At 47.2% G+C, this 19831-nt stretch carries 30 protein-coding genes and 1 pseudogene; 2 read left to right on the forward strand and 29 right to left on the reverse strand.

Going from position 1 to position 19831, the window contains the following annotated elements:
• Positions 1-62: 62 nt before the first annotated feature.
• From ACN0R1_RS19600 to ACN0R1_RS19635, 8 genes are all read right to left on the reverse strand, one after another.
• Positions 63-167 (reverse strand): AAA family ATPase, encoded by a 105-nt coding sequence (locus tag ACN0R1_RS19600; RefSeq protein ID WP_417585873.1) that lies wholly within the window; start codon positions 165-167, stop codon positions 63-65.
• A gap of 257 nt (positions 168-424) precedes the next feature.
• Positions 425-1111: a hypothetical protein gene (locus tag ACN0R1_RS19605; RefSeq protein WP_417585874.1), complete on the reverse strand. Its 687-nt coding sequence runs from the start codon at positions 1109-1111 to the stop codon at positions 425-427.
• A gap of 120 nt (positions 1112-1231) precedes the next feature.
• Entirely contained in the window at positions 1232-1762 is a 531-nt protein-coding gene (locus tag ACN0R1_RS19610; RefSeq protein WP_417585875.1) for a hypothetical protein, read from the reverse strand.
• Between the two features lie 60 nt (positions 1763-1822).
• Positions 1823-2458, reverse strand: a complete 636-nt coding sequence (locus tag ACN0R1_RS19615; protein ID WP_417585876.1) for a LysE family translocator — start codon at positions 2456-2458, stop codon at positions 1823-1825.
• A gap of 18 nt (positions 2459-2476) precedes the next feature.
• Positions 2477-3196, reverse strand: coding sequence for a DUF1287 domain-containing protein (locus ACN0R1_RS19620; protein WP_417585877.1), 720 nt, complete (start codon positions 3194-3196; stop codon positions 2477-2479).
• The gene (locus ACN0R1_RS19625; protein ID WP_417585878.1) at positions 3165-3698 is read right to left on the reverse strand and encodes a DinB family protein; all 534 of its coding nucleotides are present in this window, start codon (positions 3696-3698) and stop codon (positions 3165-3167) included. The genes ACN0R1_RS19620 and ACN0R1_RS19625 overlap by 32 nt, the downstream gene beginning before the upstream one ends.
• 72 nt (positions 3699-3770) lie before the next feature.
• Positions 3771-4298, reverse strand: a complete 528-nt coding sequence (locus ACN0R1_RS19630; protein WP_417585879.1) for a L,D-transpeptidase family protein — start codon at positions 4296-4298, stop codon at positions 3771-3773.
• Between the two features lie 251 nt (positions 4299-4549).
• Positions 4550-5314, reverse strand: a complete 765-nt coding sequence (locus tag ACN0R1_RS19635; protein WP_417585880.1) for a transporter substrate-binding domain-containing protein — start codon at positions 5312-5314, stop codon at positions 4550-4552.
• 234 nt (positions 5315-5548) lie between these two features.
• On the opposite strand from ACN0R1_RS19635, the gene rlmF reads away from it, so the two are divergent.
• A complete protein-coding gene (rlmF, locus tag ACN0R1_RS19640; protein ID WP_417585881.1) occupies positions 5549-6481 on the forward strand; it encodes a 23S rRNA (adenine(1618)-N(6))-methyltransferase RlmF in 933 nt (310 codons plus the stop codon).
• A gap of 134 nt (positions 6482-6615) precedes the next feature.
• Here rlmF and ACN0R1_RS19645 read toward each other — a convergent pair whose 3' ends face one another.
• The 20 genes and pseudogenes from ACN0R1_RS19645 to ACN0R1_RS19740 all read right to left on the reverse strand — a co-directional run bounded on the left by ACN0R1_RS19645 (position 6616) and on the right by ACN0R1_RS19740 (position 19115).
• A complete protein-coding gene (locus ACN0R1_RS19645) occupies positions 6616-7251 on the reverse strand; it encodes a LysE family translocator (RefSeq protein ID WP_417585882.1) in 636 nt (211 codons plus the stop codon).
• Positions 7252-7313: 62 nt separating this feature from the next.
• Positions 7314-7655 (reverse strand): GFA family protein, encoded by a 342-nt coding sequence (locus ACN0R1_RS19650; protein ID WP_417585883.1) that lies wholly within the window; start codon positions 7653-7655, stop codon positions 7314-7316.
• 93 nt (positions 7656-7748) lie between these two features.
• Positions 7749-8282, reverse strand: coding sequence for a YcxB family protein (locus tag ACN0R1_RS19655; protein ID WP_151058715.1), 534 nt, complete (start codon positions 8280-8282; stop codon positions 7749-7751).
• A 35-nt stretch (positions 8283-8317) separates the two neighbouring features.
• A complete protein-coding gene (locus ACN0R1_RS19660) occupies positions 8318-8698 on the reverse strand; it encodes a VOC family protein (protein WP_417585884.1) in 381 nt (126 codons plus the stop codon).
• Between the two features lie 406 nt (positions 8699-9104).
• Entirely contained in the window at positions 9105-9455 is a 351-nt protein-coding gene (locus ACN0R1_RS19665) for a VOC family protein (protein WP_151058719.1), read from the reverse strand.
• Between the two features lie 452 nt (positions 9456-9907).
• On the reverse strand, positions 9908-10363 hold the full coding sequence (locus ACN0R1_RS19670) for a hypothetical protein (RefSeq protein ID WP_151058721.1): 456 nt from the start codon (positions 10361-10363) through the stop codon (positions 9908-9910).
• Between the two features lie 133 nt (positions 10364-10496).
• On the reverse strand, positions 10497-11030 hold the full coding sequence (locus tag ACN0R1_RS19675) for a 2'-5' RNA ligase family protein (RefSeq protein ID WP_417585885.1): 534 nt from the start codon (positions 11028-11030) through the stop codon (positions 10497-10499).
• 52 nt (positions 11031-11082) lie between these two features.
• Positions 11083-11847: an SAM-dependent methyltransferase gene (locus ACN0R1_RS19680; RefSeq protein ID WP_417585886.1), complete on the reverse strand. Its 765-nt coding sequence runs from the start codon at positions 11845-11847 to the stop codon at positions 11083-11085.
• A gap of 86 nt (positions 11848-11933) precedes the next feature.
• Complete coding sequence (locus tag ACN0R1_RS19685) at positions 11934-12251, reverse strand: antibiotic biosynthesis monooxygenase family protein (RefSeq protein WP_417585887.1); 318 nt, start codon at positions 12249-12251, stop codon at positions 11934-11936.
• Positions 12252-12339: 88 nt separating this feature from the next.
• The gene (locus ACN0R1_RS19690; protein ID WP_417585888.1) at positions 12340-12984 is read right to left on the reverse strand and encodes a LysE family translocator; all 645 of its coding nucleotides are present in this window, start codon (positions 12982-12984) and stop codon (positions 12340-12342) included.
• A 65-nt stretch (positions 12985-13049) separates the two neighbouring features.
• Entirely contained in the window at positions 13050-13892 is an 843-nt protein-coding gene (locus ACN0R1_RS19695) for a bifunctional transcriptional activator/DNA repair enzyme AdaA (RefSeq protein ID WP_417585889.1), read from the reverse strand.
• A gap of 11 nt (positions 13893-13903) precedes the next feature.
• Positions 13904-14668, reverse strand: a complete 765-nt coding sequence (locus ACN0R1_RS19700; RefSeq protein WP_417585890.1) for an SDR family oxidoreductase — start codon at positions 14666-14668, stop codon at positions 13904-13906.
• A 202-nt stretch (positions 14669-14870) separates the two neighbouring features.
• Positions 14871-15386, reverse strand: coding sequence for a ClbS/DfsB family four-helix bundle protein (locus ACN0R1_RS19705; protein ID WP_417585891.1), 516 nt, complete (start codon positions 15384-15386; stop codon positions 14871-14873).
• A 271-nt stretch (positions 15387-15657) separates the two neighbouring features.
• Positions 15658-16083, reverse strand: coding sequence for an N-acetyltransferase (locus tag ACN0R1_RS19710; protein WP_417585892.1), 426 nt, complete (start codon positions 16081-16083; stop codon positions 15658-15660).
• Positions 16084-16154: 71 nt separating this feature from the next.
• Positions 16155-16601 carry an NUDIX hydrolase gene (locus ACN0R1_RS19715; RefSeq protein WP_417585893.1) on the reverse strand — a complete coding sequence of 149 codons (447 nt, stop codon included), beginning with the start codon at positions 16599-16601 and terminating at the stop codon, positions 16155-16157.
• An 88-nt stretch (positions 16602-16689) separates the two neighbouring features.
• A complete protein-coding gene (locus tag ACN0R1_RS19720; RefSeq protein ID WP_417585894.1) occupies positions 16690-17415 on the reverse strand; it encodes a GNAT family N-acetyltransferase in 726 nt (241 codons plus the stop codon).
• An 85-nt stretch (positions 17416-17500) separates the two neighbouring features.
• A pseudogene (locus tag ACN0R1_RS19725) lies at positions 17501-17581 on the reverse strand (type II toxin-antitoxin system YoeB family toxin); the annotation flags it as partial.
• Between the two features lie 32 nt (positions 17582-17613).
• Positions 17614-18120, reverse strand: a complete 507-nt coding sequence (locus ACN0R1_RS19730; protein WP_417585895.1) for a GNAT family N-acetyltransferase — start codon at positions 18118-18120, stop codon at positions 17614-17616.
• A gap of 47 nt (positions 18121-18167) precedes the next feature.
• Positions 18168-18713, reverse strand: a complete 546-nt coding sequence (locus tag ACN0R1_RS19735) for a GNAT family N-acetyltransferase (RefSeq protein ID WP_417585896.1) — start codon at positions 18711-18713, stop codon at positions 18168-18170.
• An 81-nt stretch (positions 18714-18794) separates the two neighbouring features.
• Positions 18795-19115 carry a VOC family protein gene (locus ACN0R1_RS19740; protein WP_417585897.1) on the reverse strand — a complete coding sequence of 107 codons (321 nt, stop codon included), beginning with the start codon at positions 19113-19115 and terminating at the stop codon, positions 18795-18797.
• A 160-nt stretch (positions 19116-19275) separates the two neighbouring features.
• Here ACN0R1_RS19740 and ACN0R1_RS19745 point away from each other — a divergent pair, with 160 nt between their 5' ends.
• The gene (locus ACN0R1_RS19745; RefSeq protein ID WP_225307486.1) at positions 19276-19431 is read left to right on the forward strand and encodes a hypothetical protein; all 156 of its coding nucleotides are present in this window, start codon (positions 19276-19278) and stop codon (positions 19429-19431) included.
• A 42-nt stretch (positions 19432-19473) separates the two neighbouring features.
• Here the strand turns inward: ACN0R1_RS19745 and ACN0R1_RS19750 are convergent.
• Positions 19474-19831: class D sortase (locus ACN0R1_RS19750; RefSeq protein ID WP_417585898.1), on the reverse strand; the 358-nt coding region annotated here is incomplete at its 5' end.

A 19831-nucleotide genomic window follows, 5' to 3' on the forward strand; every position in this document is an offset into this window, starting at 1 on the left:
ATGTATCGATGGAGAAAATTCCGAAAAAAGTGGCGCAATACGATTAGAGTCAAGGTGCGGATTTAGCGGCGCTTACGGTGTAGCGGTATGCCGGTCGCTGTCGCTAGTGCTTTACTTAAAGTAGACTTGCCGCTTCCTGGCTTACCAAAAACTGCAATTTTATGCATACTGCCTCCCTAAAATGGATGATTCCCATGAGGCAGAAACACAAAACCCACCTCTTTGGGGTGGGTTTGATAAACTAAAACTAAAAGCGCATCAGCAATCCCACCATTCCTATGGAATGATGATAATTCGTACTGTCTGCTGCTGAAGGTTTGTTTTCATGAGTGGATCGTCGTATATGGAAAACTGATTGTCAATCAGTATTTGTCCCAAATGCACTTGCCAAAACAGCGGCTGGTTATGTTGCGTCATTACCAAGCTAGTCTGTAATCTCGCGCAGGCTATAAGCAAAGCGACCACCTAATTCACTAATTTCACTGAGTTTAAATCGATTCTCAAGAACGAAGCCTGCCCAGCTTTCTTCAAAGACTTCCTCCTCGGTGTCGGCAAGCTCGCTGATATTTTTCTTAACCAATTTCATTTTCGTCAAGAAGTTAATACTGACTACTTCTTCTACTATTGGTCCTCTATTGGCACTTGAGTCAAAACCAATCAGCTCAAAGTCAGAGTTTTGATAACGGAAGTTGTATCTCCAGTAACCATAACGACCGTGGCCATAATAAATATAAAGGTTTCCATTTTTTATGCTGATACTGATGTCTGGAGCGAAGTACACGCCTCCATCTGCATCTTCAGGATGAAAGCAACTAGTATTTGCTACTACTACCTCGTATTGTTGCTGGTTTCTTAACGCAACAACAATTCCTCGGGGGTTGTGGTCTAACTCACCACGATACTCATCAGTAACAATGTTGTTTGGATCTGTCTGTTTTATTAATAAAACAACATCATCTTGATTGTCTTTATTTAAGTCGCCATGAATTTCTTTAGTTACGACGTATCCATCGGGGACTAATTCATGAAGAGAGCTTTCGAGGTCGGATGTATTGTTAGCTAAAGCACATGTTCCCCAGGTAAGAACAAGTACAAAAATCAACTTTTTCATTTTAGGATCCAAATCAGATTCAAATAGTAATTCAAACGCGGGTATAAGCGGCGCCCGACGCAATCCTCTGATGGAATTGGAAAACCTGAGCCGTTAAGGCATAGCCTTCCGGGCTATGTACTACTCATACCGGATGAGTTTTGATACTTCTTTTTTCCCACCATCAAGAACTGCGACGTTGTATACGACGCCAATATCAATTGCTATGCAGGATCGGGAATAGTACCCCTCCCCCAAATCAATGTAGTACTCGTGGCAGTCAAAAGTGCCCGCAGGCACGGTATAGGTTTGGATCCCTTTGTATGTAGTGGGCGAACCCATGTTGGGCCATGTTTCACCAACTTCAGCGGGATACTTGAAAACCAGAATCTCTTCCGGATTGTTTAACTGATCGGGATCTTGATTAACGAAGTTCACCGCCTCAACTTGGCCTTGCTCCGTGTTTCTAACCCAAAAGGTTTCACCATACTCGCTGAGTCTATACCAGTCCTTTCCGTCAACAGTTCGTACCTCTTTAATAGAATTAGTAATCGTTTTTGAGGTACCCCCTTCCAATTCGTAAATCCATTTAGCACCAACGGTAAGGGAGAACAATGAATCAGCAAAGGCCGATTGCGTAAAGCAAAAAAGAGCTATTGAAATGTATCTCAAAATTCTTCTCCATAAGCCTATAACATCGCCGTGCATGGCCTGGTTATGTAATTTATTCCGTTATCTGGTACTGGCAGCAAGGCGCGCGCCCAAAGCGACGAATAAGGCTCCAAGGCCTCTATCCATCCATAAGCCAACGTGCCGATTTTGCCTCAAGAAAACGCCTAGCCTTGACCCCAGTATAACCAAAGGGGGTTCTATGAAAGCCGCGACAACAATGATCAGGCTTCCGTGCAACAGCAACTGAGCAGCAGGAGGTCCTGCACCTTCCACGACGAACTGTGGCAGGAAAGCAAGGAAGAATATGGCCACTTTCGGGTTCAGTGCAGAAACCAGCACGCCTTGCCAATAAATTGAATGTATCCGTTGCTGATTGACGCCCTTACTCGACACGAAGGAGTCACCTCGGGATAGTAGCATTTTGATCCCAAGCCATATCAAATATGCGGCCCCTATCCACTTAACAATAGAGAAAGCCAAGGCCGATGTAGCAAGAATGGCTGAAAGGCCCACCGCCGCCATAGCGACATGCAAGGACGCTCCTGTCCAAATACCGAACATCGCAGCGAACCCATGTCGACGTCCGTTGCGTAAGGTTTGCCCTAAAATGAAGGCAATATCTGGCCCCGGAGATAGGTTTAGAAGGGTCACCGCCGCAAGAAACGTCACCCAGTGAATTATTGTGTAATCAAACATTTCGACACTCCTGTGTCCTTACTCGTTATAGTTCGCTGGCACATAACGATAGTGGCCCGTGATAGTGTACCTGAACAGCATATCTTCTAGCTTTGGTCCGGCACCAATATTGTGTACGATCATTGGGTTGCCGGTCGTCTCTGACATCTGCGCTGTCACTATACCAATATGCGGCAAGTTACCGGGTAGCGTCCAGGTCACAATATTTCCAGGCCTGTATGAGCCGGCCTCACTTGATATTGCTAGCCTTTCTCCATGGCGCTCAAAGAAGGTTTGTAAATTCGGTACTCTACGGTGATCAATATTTCTATCAGGCCTAGATAAACCCCATATCCTTTTTGAAGGATATATCCCATACGCTGCAGCCATGTCCTCATGTACCAATACCTGTAGATCTGTACCTATTGCACGATAACTCCTGATAACGACATCCGTACAAACACCGATATCAGCGGGTACATCTCCGCCGGGATAATCTATTGCCATGTAGGAACCATCGTAGCGTACGTGGTGCTTGGTGCGTTCAAGCGCTGCAGCCTCGAAGTCTACGCCGAAGTCAGCTATAGAAGGTGTAGACAGCACCAACAGTAATAATGCTATGCATTTTCCCCAGCAGTGCCGACCCAAGCCAAAGCCTATTTCGGCACGCTTGGACTCTTTGTCATAACCCAAAGTGGTGCAAAAATTGTCCGGCAACAGCATCTTGTTAGCGATGGAACATTGTTGTGGTTTTGACATTAGACTCAGCAAGCTGTCTTCTATGGGGCTCCGATTCATGTAAATAGCGGGTAAATGTATCTCTCGGGCGTTCAAGGTTATTAGATGCCAACACTCTCGACGCCATACCCCGATGATTACTGCCATGAGTTAACAAGTGCAGCAAGATTTCCTCTATTGTCAGTTGTCCAAAATCACCATCAACGAAGGTGAATGAGATATTTCGCTGTAATTCATCAGGTGAAAAGGATTTCGCAAAGTGAACTAACCAAGAGTCATGCTGTTCCATCCTCTGGCGTAACTGCGGCAGTGTCGGCGTTTCCACCGTATTATCCGCTGTATACTGCTCAGGTTCGCCTAAGATACGACTGATGAACAAGCTGTCAACGACCGTTGTATGGTTCAAGATACGAATGAAGAAGGTGGCGTCACTTTCTGAAAGTTGTGAAAGTTGACGTTCTCCTAGCGTTAGCAGCTCACTATTTGCCCACTTTTTGTACTCGAATGCTTTAGCATACTGCATTGATCCTCTCCATTTCTTTAAATTTGAAACAGCGATACAAAATAAACCTAACCTTGCCAACACCAGCAGTTTTTACGGTTCAATGCGAATTGGGGTACCGTTTGGCACAGCGTTCCAAATCTCTTCCATTGCGATATTCGTAACCGCTATGCAACCATCCGTCCAATCCCACCGTTGGAGTAGCGGACCCAACCAACCGAATCCGTTCATCTGACCATGGACCATGATCATACCCCCAGCTGAGACACCCCGCGCCTTCGCACGTGCTTGATCATCCTCGTTTGGGTATGAGACATGGAGAGACAGATGAGCCATGCTTTTAGGGTTTCTCCAGTCGAGTACATAGTCGCCTTCCGGTGTCCGTTGATCACCTTCTTCCTGCTTGTGCCCGATCGGATCACCTCCGAGTGCAATCCGGTATTCGCGGTAGGGCTCGCCATCCCTTAAGAGATAAAGTTTCCGTTCTCCCTTGAGAACTAACACTGCGTCTGCCTGCGGAAGATCTGCGGCAAGCAACGCTGGCCAGCGGGAATCTGCAAAGTAGACGCCAGCCCCTAGAGCCAGAATAATGAGTAGGGTTGCTGGAAGTCTGTATCGCACTTTAACCGCCTTTAGGAATAACCGCGGTAAACAGCGGCAAATTTTTGCTTTCCAGCGTGAAATGACGTGTCGAATGTGTAGATATAAGAAGCGCAATCACCCAAGATTATTGCCGTGACTAAAATTACGATCTTGTATATTCTCATTTGAACTCCTGTACTGGAATATTGCGACGTCATGGCTCAATCAGCTCGCTTGGCGGTTGATCGCCAAGCGTAGATCCTAGACTTCCATGTGCCTGGTATTAGATATCATTGTGCAAGCTTGTGGGTAAGGCGCAGATCGTCTAACTCTCCCGTTAGCTGCATGCTGTCAAGAATGAAGTTTAGGGTATCCTGAAGCCTCTCTGCGTCGGCCTGCATAATGTAAGCAAGTTGGCTTATAGTAAAGGGTGAGTCAGCTAAGGGAGCAACTAGATTATCATCATTGGAAGCATAGAAAATGGCTTCTGGACTATCAGTGATCATGACATCAACGTCTTTTCTGGCTACCGCTGGTGGGATTTCCAGGTTGCTTTCTATCACAATGACTTGTGCCTTTGAAAAAGTCATGTCAACAAATGCTTGATTTGTCCCTCCTGGATTGACGCCAATTCTGACATCAGCTTGATCGATATCTTCCACAGAAGAAAACCGGTCAACGTTATCAGCATGGATAAGAGGCGTTTTTCCATACGTCAGGTAGGGATGAGAATAGCGAGCCTGAAGTTGGCGGGTGATAGTACGGCTAATGCCACTCATGCCAATATCAAATTTGTCCGTCTTCAAGTCATCCATAAGCGTAGGCCAGCTAGTCGGGACAAGCTCTAGATTGAGTCCCATTGCTTCAGCCATTAATTCAGCCATCTCGATGTCAAAACCTTTGTACACCCCTTCATCAAGGAATGAAAAGGGCTTGTAGTCCCCAGTGGTGCCAACCCGTAAGGTGCCGCTATCCAGTATGGCATCCAGATCACGAGCGGACGCACCAAAGCTAACCATTACCAACAACATAGCTATTACGATATTTTTCAACATGCTAATCAACACTCCATTTTTATTAATGCGTATTCATACATATTTATTGATAAGTAAGGGTGCCCCCTTACCCGTAACTTTCCTCAAATCATTTAGCTAGGCAAAACACGTATAGCCGAAGGTCTCTTGCTACCCTCGAACTACCGAGTATGCACATCACAGACATTAAGATTATAATCACTGGCTAAGTCAGACCCACCCTACTATTGAACTCCAAGCCTCGGGCCTATTACTGTGAGCACCCTTCATCGAAGTGACAAAAGCCAAGCCAGGCCTGTTCGCAAAGGTCTGCACCCGAGGAATCTACACAACCAGGGCTATGACTTCCCCGCTCTGGTAAAAAGCCACTCCGCACTCGCCCCCCATGTGAAACCGAACGCTTATGGTGACCTTTCCATCGACTTCGCAGACCCTTTAGCCGTAAAAACTCTCAACACTGCATTATTAAACAGATACTACGACATTGTCGATTGGGATATTCCAGAGGGCGCGCTTTGCCCTCCAATTCCAGGTAGAGCCGACTATATCCATTACATGGCTGACTTGCTTGGGCTTGAACAGCACAGCATCAAGCTGCTCGATATAGGGACCGGAGCCAATGGAATCTACCCGCTACTGGCCTGCCAAATATACGGCTGGCAGTGTGTCGGTAGTGACATTAACACTCAGTCGCTTGAAAACGTCGCCAGGATTATCGCCAACAACCCCACACTCAAAGAACGTTTCACGCTGCGCACACAGCAGGATAAAAATCATATTTTTGAAGGGATTATTCAAGCTGGGGAGTTTTTTGACGTCAGCGTATGCAACCCACCCTTCCATGCCTCGCTTGATGAAGCACTTAAAGGCAGCCAGCTTAAACTCAATAATCTTGCTCGTAGTCGCGGTGAACAAAAAGCAAAAACTGAATCCCCCACTCTGAACTTTGGCGGGATGGGAGCCGAGCTGTGGTGTAAGGGGGGTGAACAGTTGTTTCTGAAAAAGCTGATAAGAGAAAGCCAGGTGTATGCAACTCAATGCCGCTGGTTTACCAGCCTGGTTTCAAAAGCTGACACGGTTAAACCTGCAAAGAAGTTGATTCGGAAGCTCGGTGCCGTTGATATACGGGAAATAGAGATGAAACAGGGAAATAAGACTACCAGGGTATTGGCCTGGACATTCATCTGAGCCGTTCCCGAGGTTTCCCGACGGAAGTCGGCGCCAAACACCAAACCAACTAATGCTGAAGCCCAACCTTTCTGCTCTCAATAACCGATGCCAATGTGCGGCTGGTCCGCTGCAATGCTTGGTTAACCGCTACTCTAGGGTTTCAAGAATGCCAACTTAGCACCAAAACCAATAAAGACGACGCCAGTAACGGACTTTAACCATTTGGTAAAGCTAGCACTGCTTGTAAGATCCTTTAACCGAGCTAGCAAAAAGACCATGGCAGAAAACCAAACTAAATTAATGAAGGCATGTGCTGAAACCAGGAAATATGCTTGGTAATCGCTCTCGCCTATAGACAAGAACTGCGGAAATGCCGCCAGATAAAACATGGATACCTTAGGATTCAGCATATTAGTGAGAAAGCCTTCAACGAAGGCACCCCGGGTGGATATGATATTTTGCTTCTTTTTAGAAGATAGCAATGCTGTTTTTTGCTTGTTACTCCAAACAGCCAAAAGCGATTTAATACCTATCCAGCAAAGGTACACTGCACCCAACAGTTTGAAGATGAAGAAAGCTTGAGCGGACTGTACGAGAAGAATCGATATGCCAAATATGGACAAGGTTCCATGGACATAAAATGCCGCCACAAACCCCCAGACATTAGCAAATCCCGCCTTACGTCCAGATGTGGGTACTGTTTTAGCCACCAACACACCATTTGGGCCTGGTGAAATCACTAGCAAGGTAGCCACAAAAACAAAAGTCAGCAGATTCACGATATCCATTTTTCTTCCCCTCTTGGTTTAATCGCACTTGGGCAGCAAGCTGCGTTTGTTAGCACTAATGATTACCTACCTGGCTGCCACTCTTTATGCGTAGGAATACCTTCATACTCCAACCACTCAACATCGTGATCCGTCCAAATATGAGCCTCAGGCCGTACACCGGGATCATCATCCAAAGTTGCGACCCGCAAAATTATATGTTGCTGGTTGGGTCTTTCTGCTACGAGATGTGAACCGCAAACCGAGCAAAAATGCCTCACTTTTCCTGGGCTCGATTCAAAGCTCGAAAGCTTCTCTGCTCCCTTTGCCCATCGGAAATTTTCCCTCATGACACCTGCTGTAGGTGTGAAAGGTGCAGCGTGCGCTTTTTTACAGGTTTTGCAGTGACAAAAGATAATAGGCATATCCAGTGTAGAAACCTCGTATTCTATGGCTCCACACAAACAGCTCCCTTTCACAGACTTACCCCCCAAAACAGTTATAGCGCTGTTATTTTTTTAATTATCATTAGTAGCTTTTTTAATTAATTTGTTTATAGAAGACTCTATTTCTTCATTAATTTGGCAAAGTGGAAGTATGAGCGCTTTTGACTTGTCCGTGAAAAGATAGAGGCTATGCTTATCTTTTTCTACAGACTGTATGCACTGCCAAGTATAGGTGGATGTGCATAAATGGTTGGATTCAGTGATTCCTGAATCTGATATTTCTAATTCCCACTGCCCTAGCACACTCCCTTTCTCATCGGTTGCCGCTGCCACGTAGAGACGCATATATATTTGTTGCCAACAATTAACTAAAACAAACCAAATGCCAAACGCTACCAATGCTCTATTAAGATGTTCGTAGCTATAACAGCATTCACTGTCATAAACCGAGTACATTTCTAGAGCGAAGAACGCCAGTAAAAACCAATAGAAGATACTGAACAGTGTAACTTTCCACTTCATTCCTGGAGATTGATTGATTCTGGCCATGGTGAACTTATTGAAATGGCTAAAGTCATCTTTGCTTAGGCTAATAGTGAACTTCATGCTTCCCCTAAAATGTGACCCAGTGCTTTGCTTGGTTATGAGTTTCCTGATCTCTCAATATCTTCACCGAACATGATTCGATGCCCCTCAGGTGTTGCTACGCCAAACTCACGTATGCCCCAAGGCTTATCAGATATTGCCTGAAAAATTTCGGCACCGCGCTGCTGATAATCATGATAAATTTCGTCGATGCCCCTGCAGTTTACATAAGCGAAGTACGAATGTTCATGTGTATCGCGGGCCGGAAGCTCGTCTGGACAGTGCCCCAACATGATGTGAAAACTACCGAGGCTCAGGAACGACCAGCCGTCCACGCGGAACCGAACGGAAAAACCAAGCTTGTCGAGAAAGTAGCTTTCGGTCTTCTCAATATCCTTGACCGCCAAAACATGCTGGGTGGCTTTTACTTCAAACACAAATGACTCCCTTTATGCGTGTAGATACTCATAACGTCGCGTTGAGCGCCTTGCGCCGCGAGTGTGTTCCAACGCTTAGTTAGAATTCACCGCTATTCAATTCCAACCGACGAAACATGAGACTTCCGCCACTCAGCAACGTCACAGAAACCCTCCATTTCCACCAATAGCCCTCTTGTAAAGGCATACAACTCGTCACCTTCGTTTGCCATCTGAGAGTTCTACGCTTTAATGCAGCCAACGCGTTGATTTGTTATGACTGTCCAAGCACATGTCGTATGCCCATGCGATTAATATAATTAGAAGTGGGTCACGTATCAATAAGTACACAGGGCCCCATTGATGCCCTCCAAGGCCAACCCTGTTAGAGAGGGGTATCAACTAATGACTAGCATAGTTATGCATTTTACTCTGACCAAACGGCATATTCATTACCATTTGGATCAGTGAAGTGGAAACGGCGACCGCCAGGAAAAGTGAAAATATCTTGAACAATTTCCCCTCCAGACAACTTTACTTGTTCGAGAGTGGCCTCTAAGTCGGCGCTGTAAAGAACAACCAATACACTTCCATTGCTGGTAGTGGCTACACTGTCTGACTTAAAGAACCCACCATCCAGTCCAGCGTTTTTAATGGCTACATATTCAGGGCCGTAGTCTATAAACGACCATCCAAAAGCATCAGCGAAGAACCTTTTTGTTGCTTCAAGGTCTCGTGAGGGCATTTCAATATAGTTGATTTTCCCGGTCTCTTTCACAGTTTTCTCCTTGATGCCTAACGTTGTTCACACGTACGGCTTTGTAGTGAAGGCGAAGCCGCGAAAAGCTGTCGCTGTACCTGGCCTTATTATCTATCTCTTCGGATGAACTTGGCAATCTTACAATCCTCTGACACTCGTTCTACGCGGTCATTTAGATCGGTAGCTTCAGTATCTAACTCAGGTTGCCGGGGAAGCTGCTTTGGCAACCGGATATTTTTTACAATGCCCAAGTTATGCCGTGCATTCAGAACCCACCAGCCTGGATCTGGTTCATCGGTATACAGACCAAGCATGGCCGACACAGCAACGGCCCGTCAGGGACATCCGCGCGGCTGCAAACCACGTACTGCTGCGAATTGTTTTAGTCAGACCGTAACTCTTCGAACGTCATAACACCTCCTCAATATGAACCATTTGGATGTATTCTTTAATCAGTTTACTCATGCCACTCAGTACATTTGGTGGATAATGCGCAGTTGGCAGCCAATAGCCGACTCAAGTTCATTAAGTAGCTTTTCGGAGTCTTCGCATCCAGGATCGCCAGCGCGCAGAACGAATCGACTAAAGCCCATGGGCCACTTGTAAGAGAGGTCGTTCAAAGTTAATTTCTCTTCGCAACAGGGCATGGGTAGTTGGTCGAGTTGAAAGCCGCCCTCATCCGAGTAGTCTTGTTCCATGAGTTCATGCCATTGATCAACCCTAAGCTCGGTGTTGCAACTTGGGCAATGAATAGACTCGAAATTCTCACCACAGTCCCTGAAAACGATATGCTCGTTCGTTTCAGGCGTTATTTCCGATATATGAAGCCAAGCTCGTTGAATCAGTGCGACTGCCGCATCCTGCGATCCCTTACTTGGGACGAATTTTGGGTCGGCAGGAATGAAGCAGACATAATGTTCTGACATTTGTATACCTAACGTTTGGTTAAGGGGTTGGCTTTAGCTCATCCCAGTGAGGGAAGCGAGTGGTTTAAACCAATTGTCATATGCGCTCTCTTTGGCCTGTGGTCGTCGGCTAGCTTGTAATCATGAGATGAAATTAGGTGGCAAGTTCAAATGATTGCACATGACAGAACTTGCCGTCCTTTAAAAAACCTGTCGTGATGGAAGCAAGCTGGCCATGGACGTGAACTCCTCGGCTGTTCAACTCATCACACAGTCGCTTGGCCCGCTTGAAATCCTTCATGCCGGCGATACTGATGTGAGGGATGTACGGAAACTCAAGTCTGTGGAACGGCTCAAGTATACCCCGATACAACCTGTCGTGGAGCAAGGAGAGATTGGAGTTTCCTTCATCGGGCACCAGAAATACATACGCTGTGTCGTCAATGTCGTCGGCCCCGAGCATCGCGTACTTGCAGTGAAACGAAATTGGCCTCGTTTCACTCGCAATGGTTGCGATGTGGTCAAGATAGACGCCTTGCTCGACTCCGCGAACGCCGAATGCCAGGGTGAAATGCGGATCCACTACCGTGTAGTGCGGATCATGCTTACGCCGGAATTCCTGCATCCAGCTCATCTGCATCTCGGAAATTTCGAGGTACGCAACTGTGTAGAGGGTATGTGATGACATTGTTGTTGACACCTGACGTTTGAATTAAACCTCACCGATAATCAGCAAATTGTTAGTCTGACTTAAAGCAGAACCGCGGCATCAACGCAAAGACTCCCCAGCCCAGATACTCGCGTGTGTAAGCAGCATGACGCTCAGGTTCCGAGGTCAATTTAGACTGCACCTCCTGTGCCAATTCATCATCAGGATTGGCTTCAAGCCATCTGCGCATAGTGAGCCATTTGGCTGCCTCGTATCTGTCCCAGCCGTCTTGATTAGCCAGAACCATTTCAACAACGTCATAACCCTGGCGCCTAAAGGACGCGATCAGTTCTGGTAACACAAGGAAGTCAGAGATTGCATTGGCCAAACAGCTCTTGGCAATATCTTCCGTTGGTGGCAATTGCCTCCAGTAGGGCTCGCCGATGAGGATGATCCCGTCAGAGCGCAGGCTCTGAGCCAAAAGTTCCACGGTTCCAGCGACTCCCCCACCGATCCAGCTAGCACCGACACAGGCCGCCACATCGACCTTTTTATCCGAGACATAGCCTGCTGCGTCGTCATGAATAAATGTGACTTGATCGTCCACACCCAACTCTTCGGCACGAAGCCTGGCCTGCTCGCTGAACAATTGGCTCATATCGACACCGGTGCCAATCACACCGTAATCGCGTGCCCATGTACACAGCATCTCACCAGAGCCGCAGCCAAGATCAAGAACCCGGTTACCCGGTTCAAGGCGCAGGGCTGCGCCAAGCGTGGCAAACTTTTCTGGTGTGAACGGATTATGGATGCGGTGCTCACTTTCCATAATATTGAATATGCGTGGGATGTCCATTGCGTCAATTCCCTTATAGGTGCTAATAAATTCGGTAAAGGCCTGGTACCCGGTTCACGCGCAGGATACTTCTTTGACTTGTCTTGTTAAATACCATAGTCGCGCTCAACTTTGGCAATCCTTGTTTTAAAACTGGTATACCATTGTTCATGGCCTAATTTCTGAGCTACTAAATGCTCAGCATTGGCTTTCCATAGTTTTATAGACTCTAGATCTCGCCAATACGAAACAGTAATACCTACACCTTCCCTAGCCGACTCGATACCAATGAACCCTGGTTGCTCAGATGCAAGTTGAACCATTTTGGTTGCCATATCACCATAACCATTATCGCCATCTGACCTCAGTGAAGTAAAAATGACAGCATAATAGGGTGGCTTCGGTGTAATCGCTATCGGTGACATCTGGAACTCCATAGGGTATTTAACGTTTGGTTAAGGGGCCTGCTTTAGCCGGTCCCGAGTGAGTTGAGCGAACGATTTGAGCCATTTGTTAGTTTCGCTCCGCAAGAGCAAGCTTGATACCAAACGAAATAAAGACTCCGCCGATAAGCCTATTTAACCATAAAGCTACAGTTTCACTGGCCTGTACGCGATGACTAGCAAAGGCTGATGATATGGCCAAGAAATGGCACCACAACATGCCATTAAAGTTGAAGATGCATCCGAGCACGATGAAAGCAAGGGCCTTGTTGGTAGAATCTGGTGAAATGAACTGGGGTACGAAAGCAAGAAAAAATACAGCAACTTTTGGATTAAGGACGTTTGTTAAAAACCCTTGCATGAAAATACGTCTATAAGACAACGATGGTGGCGCAGCAAGTGTTTTTTCAGACTCGTTTATTCGCTGTTTTTTGCTCCGAATCAGGCTAATGCCAACGTACAGTAGATAAGCCGCACCTATGTATTTCACAACCGCAAATGCTGTACTGGAAGTAGCAAGAAGGGCAGATAAACCTACTGCCGCTGCAAAAATATGTACGAAGGTGCCAGAACCAATGCCGAGCGCAGCTGCTGAGCCAGCTCGCCAGCCTTGAGTTGCGCTACGAGCCATTATGAGCACGGAGTCAGGGCCTGGAACCATATTGAGCAATAGCCCCGAAATAATAAACAGCAAAATATCGTGAGTTCCAAACATTGCGGATTAGCTCCAAGAAGTAAACGCCGTTCATGACCGGTGAGCGTCGGTTGCATATGGCATGATTATAGCGCAACCGGCTCATCACGCATTTTTTCCCAGGTTTGCACCATAAGTTTCTTGGCTGGTCCCCAGCGGTAACCCCCCAGCGCGCCACTCTGCTGTATAACCCGGTGACAGGGAATCAGTAAAGCAACTGGATTTGCGCCAATGGCGTTACCAACCGCCCTTGACGACTTGGGGGCGCCGAGTGATTTGGCTACGTCGGCATAGCTGGCCACAGCGCCCGTTGGTATTTTCAGCAGAGCTCGCCACACAGCGATTTGAAAATTGGTTCCTGCCACATGGAGCGATAGCGGACCATGCTTGGAAGCCGTATCACTGCTAAAAAATGCATCAATAACATGGCGCGTAGAGGGGAGGCTCTCCCTGATCGAACTGAGCGGCCAAGCGTTATGCAAGTTATCCAGCAACTCGTCCATGCTGTTGAAGTCCATGAACTCTGCCCGGCAAACACCTCGCTGGGTTACCGCAACAAACATAGGTCCCAGCGGGGTGCCGTGTACACCGTACTCGATATGAACCTGCTTACCTCGACTTTTATACTCGCCGGGTGTGACAGCTTCCAGCTGCACAAAGTGATCATGCAACCTTGAACTGCCGCTTAACCCAAGTTCATGTGAGACCTCGAGCAAGGAACGAGAATTCTCCAGCAACACTTTGCCCCGTTCCAATGTCAGGACCTGTAAAAAGCGCTTTGGCGTAGTACCCGCCCAGCGACAAAATAGCCTTTGAAAGTGATACGGGCTCAGATGCACATGGGCGGCTATCTCTTCAAGGCTGGGCTGATCAATTGCCCGATCAACCAAATAGGCCATAGCGCTTGCGATTCGGTCATAGTCTGACATGGCGCGGCCTCTCAAACACGATTTATAGATACACCGCCATCTACCAACATCGCAGTACCAGTGGTGAAGCTGGAGGCATCGGAGGCTAAGTATAATGCAGATTGAGCAATTTCATCTGGTGTCGCCATCCGTTTGAGAGCATGCAAGTTATGCACAAACGCCAATGCTTCTGGCGTATTGGCAAATTCACGTCCCGCTGGCGTATCAGTACCACCGGGCAGAAGGGCATTGACCCGGATATTCTGAGGCCCATGCTCTGACGCCAGCACTTGAGTCAACCCAATAAGGCCCGCCTTACTGGCTGCGTAGGCCGCCATGCCAGGCATACCGGCGGTGTAACCAACGAAGGTAGAGGTGAAAATTAACGAACCTCCTTTTCGGGCAGCCATGGCGGGCAGTTGGTACTTTGCGCCCAAAAATGCGCTGGTTAAGTTGGTCGCAATAACCTGATTCCAGTCCGCGTGCGACATCTCTGGGACAGGGCCCATAGCACCCAGGATAGCTGCATTGTTGAAAGCGATATCCAATCCCCCAAAGTGGCTTACCGCCTTATCTACCAAAGCGTTGGCAAAAGCCTCATCACCAACGTCGCCCGCTAGTGCCAGAGCCTGCCCGCCTTCCCTGTTGATTAAGTCCACAAGGTCATCAAGCTCCTTCTGTCGCCTTGCAGCCACCACAACGGCAGCACCTTCTCTGGCAAAAAGCTTCGCGGCTGCGAAGCCAATGCCGGTACTGGCGCCGGTAACAATAGCGACTTTGTTGGCAAGTATGGTCATCGTTATTCCTCTAGGATCTGCTTACTATAAAAGGGCATATGCCCGAACAGATGCTATCTTAGGAGGACAAACGATTAATGCCGACCCGAATCTTGCTGTACTTCAATGGCGCTATAATGCCGCTCAGCACGCGCAGCTACGAAATGGAGGCGAAGCTGCAGTGTAGTAGACATCGCCGTGACTGGCATGGTTATGTGAGATTTCACAGTAACCCTTTGTTTTTCTTAAATCGCCTAATCTTACTACGCATGTTTTTCATTGGTGATGATGTATTGAACTGAATCATGCGGCCCAACGTCCATTTATCGTACCAAGTAGTCTCGTAGAGATCATAGTTACTTAAGCTTGAAATCAGTGAAAGCAGTTCATTAACTGTTGATTCAAGCTCCTTTAACAGGGCTTCATATTGCCATTCAGCATATTGTTCATGGAAATGCATTGCAAGCAAACCCAACTGACTCCATTTAAAACCTGCTTCTGGGAATTCAACTGGTAACCCTTGAGCCTTCAGCCTATGCCACTTCAATACCAATTTACCCCAACCAATAAGGTAAGCAACCGTGTCACAGACACTTACTTGTGTACCTTTTATGTTTCCCTCAACATTACGTTCTCGTGTCAATTCGTCGGGTATTGTCCGATAGTCCGCCATGAGCTTGTCGAATATTGAGTTGATAGCAAGTTCCAACGCTTTTTTCGATTGTGGAATGGATGACATCATATCCTCTATTCACATAACGCTTTTGTTTAGTGGCGCCCCGACAGGGGGCGGTGTAGGCCGAAGGCCGGAACGAACTACAACAATTTGTTAAGCGATTCCAGACTGTCAGGCCCACCATCCAGTCGAATACATTCGGTAGACTCTAGTTTCCAAGGGGCAGCGGACTGAGTATGGAGGTGAACAGCAACCCGTGATGCAATCTCTTCATCGATCAACTCTTTGATACTGGCCCTCCCCACAAAAAAAACCGTCGCGGCCCCTGCGATTGTTACGAATGAAACTCCATGATGAGCTCAGGGTGGCCTGTATGCTCGTCCACTTTCTCATCAATACAAATAAATCCCTGTTTTTCATAGAAATTAGCACTCGGAATGTTCTCTTTGTAAACGGTTAGCCGCAAGTTCTTTCGCCTATTCTTAGCGTCATCAAGTAAGGCAGCTCCTATCCCATTGCCTTGTAATTCAGGAGCCACAAAGATTGCCGCCAGATTGTCTCCGTAGAGGCTATAAAATCCGTTCACTTTCCCCTCGGACTCAAATATGAATGTCTCCGATGCCGGGATGTATACATCACGCATGTCGTTGACCTTTGATTCCCAAAAATAAGGCTCGATGAAATTATGAGCTTTGATTGAGGCTGATAGCCAAATCTCTAAGATTTGACCAATATCGACTGGCCTGCATTCTCGAATCATCTGATTATTTCCCAGCATCCCTAAGGTCTAACTTATTTGCGCCACCTAGCGCTGTCAAATAGAACCTCGTGTTAGTTGATTTTACGTAGCACGGAATAAAGCAAATCAGGAATCCATTCGGGCTTGAACTGAGACTCTTTTTCTTCGCGTATCTCATCCAAACTCCACCATTTCCATTTTTGAATCGTACTCTTTTCCTCATCCGTCCATTTCGCTGCAAATACGTCCGCGCCTGAAGGCCATTTAACCAAGAAGTATTTTTCAAGCCAACGGGCTGGTACCGACCTTGCTACAGCGTATACTTCATCACGATCCCTAAGCACCTCTCCGACCTCCTGTCTTAGCCCCGTTTCCTCATACAGCTCCCGCTTCGCAGCATCGATATAGTCTTCACCGGGCTTAAGCTCTCCTCCAACCGTTGCCCAAAACGGAGACTGATGCTCATCCTTGTATAAAAACAGCAATAATTTTCCTGATTCGTCAATGATTATAAGCCGTGATGATTTTCTTGTTTTCATTAGTCGGTACTCCATAACCGCTGCGGACGCTTAACGTCCCGATGCCTTGGCTTGTGGGATGTTCTTTGCTTTGTGTGGATGCCGAATCTCACGACTTCTGTCGGAGAGCATCTTGAGTTAACACGCTCAGTCGGACGCGCTGCTCCCCCAGCTCATCAAAGTTATCCGGCGCCAACCATTTTGAAAACGCCTCAAGCAAAGCTGGCCACTCGGTATCTATAATGGAAAACCACGCGGTGTCCCGGTTACGGCCTTTATACACTGTGGCCTGACGAAATGTTCCTTCATGTCTGAACCCAAGGCGCTGAGCGGCGGCAAACGAGGGTGCATTCAAAGCATCACATTTCCACTCATAGCGCCGATATCCCAGTTCGAAAGCTCTTTTCATCATCAGAAACATTGCTTCCGTGGCAACAGGACTTCGCTTGAGCTGCTCAGAAAAATGGAGATGACCAACTTCAATAGTGCCGCTCTCTGGCACGATCCGAAGATAGCTTGCAACACCCACAGCACGCCCATCCGATTGCCGAATGATCGTGAAAAATAACGGATCATTGCTCTGGCTCATTTCCTGCAACCATGCCTGATAGCGATCAAGGGAAGCAAAGGGACCATAGGGAAGATAGGTCCAACTCCTTCCATCTTTATCCTGCGCGTGCGCAGCATATAGTTCTTCGGCATGCTGCTCTGGAGCAAGAGGCTCCAGGCGGCAGAAGCGGCCATGCATTGGCTCCCGGGAAGGGTGTGCGGGTTTTTCCCACTCAGCAAGCGATTCCCCGACAGGTTGGCCGAGATTATTGAAAAATTGAGTCATGCTCTTTCCTTACATCTAACGCAGAAGGCAGTGGCGCCCGTTGCACGTCCGCTGGACTGACTTTTTAGCGGCCCTGCGGAATGACCTAATAGTGATAACGACACGAAATGATAGTCATAGCATAATCATCAACGGCATAGACTAAACGATTGGTATCATCAATTTGTTAAATGCTTACTGGTCTCCGGCGGGTGACTTTCAATCGATGGGAGCTAATTCCTCTTGGTACACTCTCATGCCTCGCGCTACGTAATTAGCCAGTGCGCTTGGATGGTCAAATGTACAAGTGTGGACCCATACTCTTTGTGTACCGGACCACCCCCAGGCAGACTTGATTGCATGGCTTAACAGCGCTCCACCAAACCCCTTGCCGATAGCTCCGGGGGCTAGCCCAAAGTATCGAATCTCGGTGTTAACTCCATCTGGCCTGTACAGCTCATAATATCCAGCGATGCTTCCAAGATGATATGCAACCCAAGTGCGGTGGTGATCGCTTTCTACCAGCGCTCGCCATTGATCGCTGGTCCAATGGTTTAAATCTCCCCATTCCCAATCAGTGCCAACAAGCTCATATAAAAATCGGTTGAATTGGTACTGTGGTTCCTCACACTCCACAACCGTCAATTTATCAGGAAGCGGCTTGAAGTTCAGTTCTTTGGGTGACTTCATCTCTAGAAAGAAGGTTGTGTAATGGCTTTCAGTCACTTTATAACCTCGCTTGAGTGCATATAACGTCGCTGTGTCTGGCCTGGTTATAGGGCATTTAGCTCCCACTGATCCTTGCTTATCTTATACAAAACGTGCTCACAAAGCGGGTCAGAAGGTTCTAGGTCAGGATGCTCAAAATTGCTGGTATAAGCCATCCCGATTTTCTCCATGACAGACTGCGAGCGAATATTACCCACTGTCGTAAAAGAGACCACCTCATCTAAATCCAAGTGAGTAAAAGCGTACCGCAATGACTCTTTGGCGGCCTCTGTCGCGTAACCCATACCCCAATATCGTTTCGCAAGACGCCAGCCGATCTCAACACATGGTGAAAAAGGCATGCTTTCTTTGGGGATGTGCAGGCCAACAAATCCAATAAACTTACTATGATCAGGAATCTCAACAGCCCAAAATCCCCACCCACGCTCAGCAATGAGGGATTTGATTTTTTCCCCCATAGCGTAGCTTTCTTCCACCGTAAGAAGCTTAGGGAAAAACTCCATCACATCCTTATCCCCACACATCTGTGAAAAGGGAAGGAGGTCTTCGTTATCCCATTGCCGAAGAATCAATCTTTCCGTTCTAATCATGCGTCAGATAATGCCTTATAATGCTGCAAGCAAAGGCGCGCGTTAGCGCGTCCAGCCCGCAGGGCGATTTTTGTTGTAGCTTTACTCACTGATCTCAATTTTACGTCCATCTGGGTCAGTAACGACATAAATTGTATTGCCTGAAAACTCGTATGATTCTGTGGATGATACAAGCTTGATTATGCTACTCAGGCTTGAGACCTTAAAGCCCAAACGATTGTTGTCTTTTGGCGGTTCCCCTTTGTTTGGGTAAAGCTCAAATACACACCCATCTTGCTTACATGAATAATGTGTAGGGCCATTTCCATGTTTCTCTTGTGCAAAAGACAGCCCTAATAATTGATAGAAGTTTTTACTGGCTTCTATATCTTGGCATCTGATGACTAAGAGGAAAATTTTCACTATTTTTCCTTGAGGCTATAACGCCTTGCTTAGCGGGCAATTGAAGCGCAGCGTAAATTGTTCCGCTGCAGCTGATTGTTAAGCTATACCCCATACAACGGTGGTATGGCTTAAACCTTGCATTCAATCAGACAACTATTAAACCGAGTCAGACCCTATTATGAACGAAAAATTTAATATGTTTGATGCGATACGCAGAAATATAGAATTTAACAAATCCAAAGGATTTTCAAATGAAAATAATCTATCTGCACTCTCATTTCTAGAAAAATTTGAGATTATGGGAGACTCTCCAAAAATTGATACACATGCCTAACACCGCCAACACAGGACGAGCGGTAACGAGGTCCAGATGCTTTTACTCAGGATGCAGGGGCTTCTCAGGTTCAACAGCAGAGGCCATCACAACCAGCCGCTGGGTTCCCCCTGCGGTGAGCGCATCAAAGGGATAACAGGTCACCAGTATCAGTCCATCTGGAAAGGCAGTGGGCATCAGCCGGGTAACGGCCGAATCCACCACCTGAATCTGATCAATCTGGTATGTCACATTTCCGTTATGGTCGCTGAGCATCAGAGTCTGGCCTAGTTGTATATTCCTCAAGAAGCTGAAGTGGGTATCTCTGTGTCCGCTGATAATCCGTGCGGCATGGGTCATCGCATGTGCCTGCATATTTTCACCGGGGCCAAAAGCCAGCGAGCTGCCGCCGTCTCCGGCC

It is taken from the genome of Nitrincola sp. (assembly GCF_048264025.1).
Taxonomy (GTDB): domain Bacteria; phylum Pseudomonadota; class Gammaproteobacteria; order Pseudomonadales; family Balneatricaceae; genus Nitrincola.

Bases quoted from the DNA above. Each gene is read 5' to 3' on its own strand.
- ACN0R1_RS19600 (WP_417585873.1), bottom strand. From the start codon at position 167: ATGCATAAAATTGCAGTTTTTGGTAAGCCAGGAAGCGGCAAGTCTACT.
- ACN0R1_RS19605 (WP_417585874.1), bottom strand. From the start codon at position 1,111: ATGAAAAAGTTGATTTTTGTACTTGTTCTTACCTGGGGAACATGTGCT.
- ACN0R1_RS19615 (WP_417585876.1), bottom strand. From the start codon at position 2,458: ATGTTTGATTACACAATAATTCACTGGGTGACGTTTCTTGCGGCGGTG.
- ACN0R1_RS19620 (WP_417585877.1), bottom strand. From the start codon at position 3,196: ATGTCAAAACCACAACAATGTTCCATCGCTAACAAGATGCTGTTGCCG.
- ACN0R1_RS19625 (WP_417585878.1), bottom strand. From the start codon at position 3,698: ATGCAGTATGCTAAAGCATTCGAGTACAAAAAGTGGGCAAATAGTGAG.
- ACN0R1_RS19635 (WP_417585880.1), bottom strand. From the start codon at position 5,314: ATGTTGAAAAATATCGTAATAGCTATGTTGTTGGTAATGGTTAGCTTT.
- ACN0R1_RS19645 (WP_417585882.1), bottom strand. From the start codon at position 7,251: ATGGATATCGTGAATCTGCTGACTTTTGTTTTTGTGGCTACCTTGCTA.
- ACN0R1_RS19650 (WP_417585883.1), bottom strand. From the start codon at position 7,655: ATGCCTATTATCTTTTGTCACTGCAAAACCTGTAAAAAAGCGCACGCT.
- ACN0R1_RS19655 (WP_151058715.1), bottom strand. From the start codon at position 8,282: ATGAAGTTCACTATTAGCCTAAGCAAAGATGACTTTAGCCATTTCAAT.
- ACN0R1_RS19670 (WP_151058721.1), bottom strand. From the start codon at position 10,363: ATGTCAGAACATTATGTCTGCTTCATTCCTGCCGACCCAAAATTCGTC.
- ACN0R1_RS19675 (WP_417585885.1), bottom strand. From the start codon at position 11,030: ATGTCATCACATACCCTCTACACAGTTGCGTACCTCGAAATTTCCGAG.
- ACN0R1_RS19680 (WP_417585886.1), bottom strand. From the start codon at position 11,847: ATGGACATCCCACGCATATTCAATATTATGGAAAGTGAGCACCGCATC.
- ACN0R1_RS19685 (WP_417585887.1), bottom strand. From the start codon at position 12,251: ATGTCACCGATAGCGATTACACCGAAGCCACCCTATTATGCTGTCATT.
- ACN0R1_RS19690 (WP_417585888.1), bottom strand. From the start codon at position 12,984: ATGTTTGGAACTCACGATATTTTGCTGTTTATTATTTCGGGGCTATTG.
- ACN0R1_RS19695 (WP_417585889.1), bottom strand. From the start codon at position 13,892: ATGTCAGACTATGACCGAATCGCAAGCGCTATGGCCTATTTGGTTGAT.
- ACN0R1_RS19700 (WP_417585890.1), bottom strand. From the start codon at position 14,668: ATGACCATACTTGCCAACAAAGTCGCTATTGTTACCGGCGCCAGTACC.
- ACN0R1_RS19705 (WP_417585891.1), bottom strand. From the start codon at position 15,386: ATGTCATCCATTCCACAATCGAAAAAAGCGTTGGAACTTGCTATCAAC.
- ACN0R1_RS19710 (WP_417585892.1), bottom strand. From the start codon at position 16,083: ATGATTCGAGAATGCAGGCCAGTCGATATTGGTCAAATCTTAGAGATT.
- ACN0R1_RS19715 (WP_417585893.1), bottom strand. From the start codon at position 16,601: ATGAAAACAAGAAAATCATCACGGCTTATAATCATTGACGAATCAGGA.
- ACN0R1_RS19720 (WP_417585894.1), bottom strand. From the start codon at position 17,415: ATGACTCAATTTTTCAATAATCTCGGCCAACCTGTCGGGGAATCGCTT.
- ACN0R1_RS19735 (WP_417585896.1), bottom strand. From the start codon at position 18,713: ATGATTAGAACGGAAAGATTGATTCTTCGGCAATGGGATAACGAAGAC.
- ACN0R1_RS19745 (WP_225307486.1), top strand. From the start codon at position 19,276: ATGAACGAAAAATTTAATATGTTTGATGCGATACGCAGAAATATAGAA.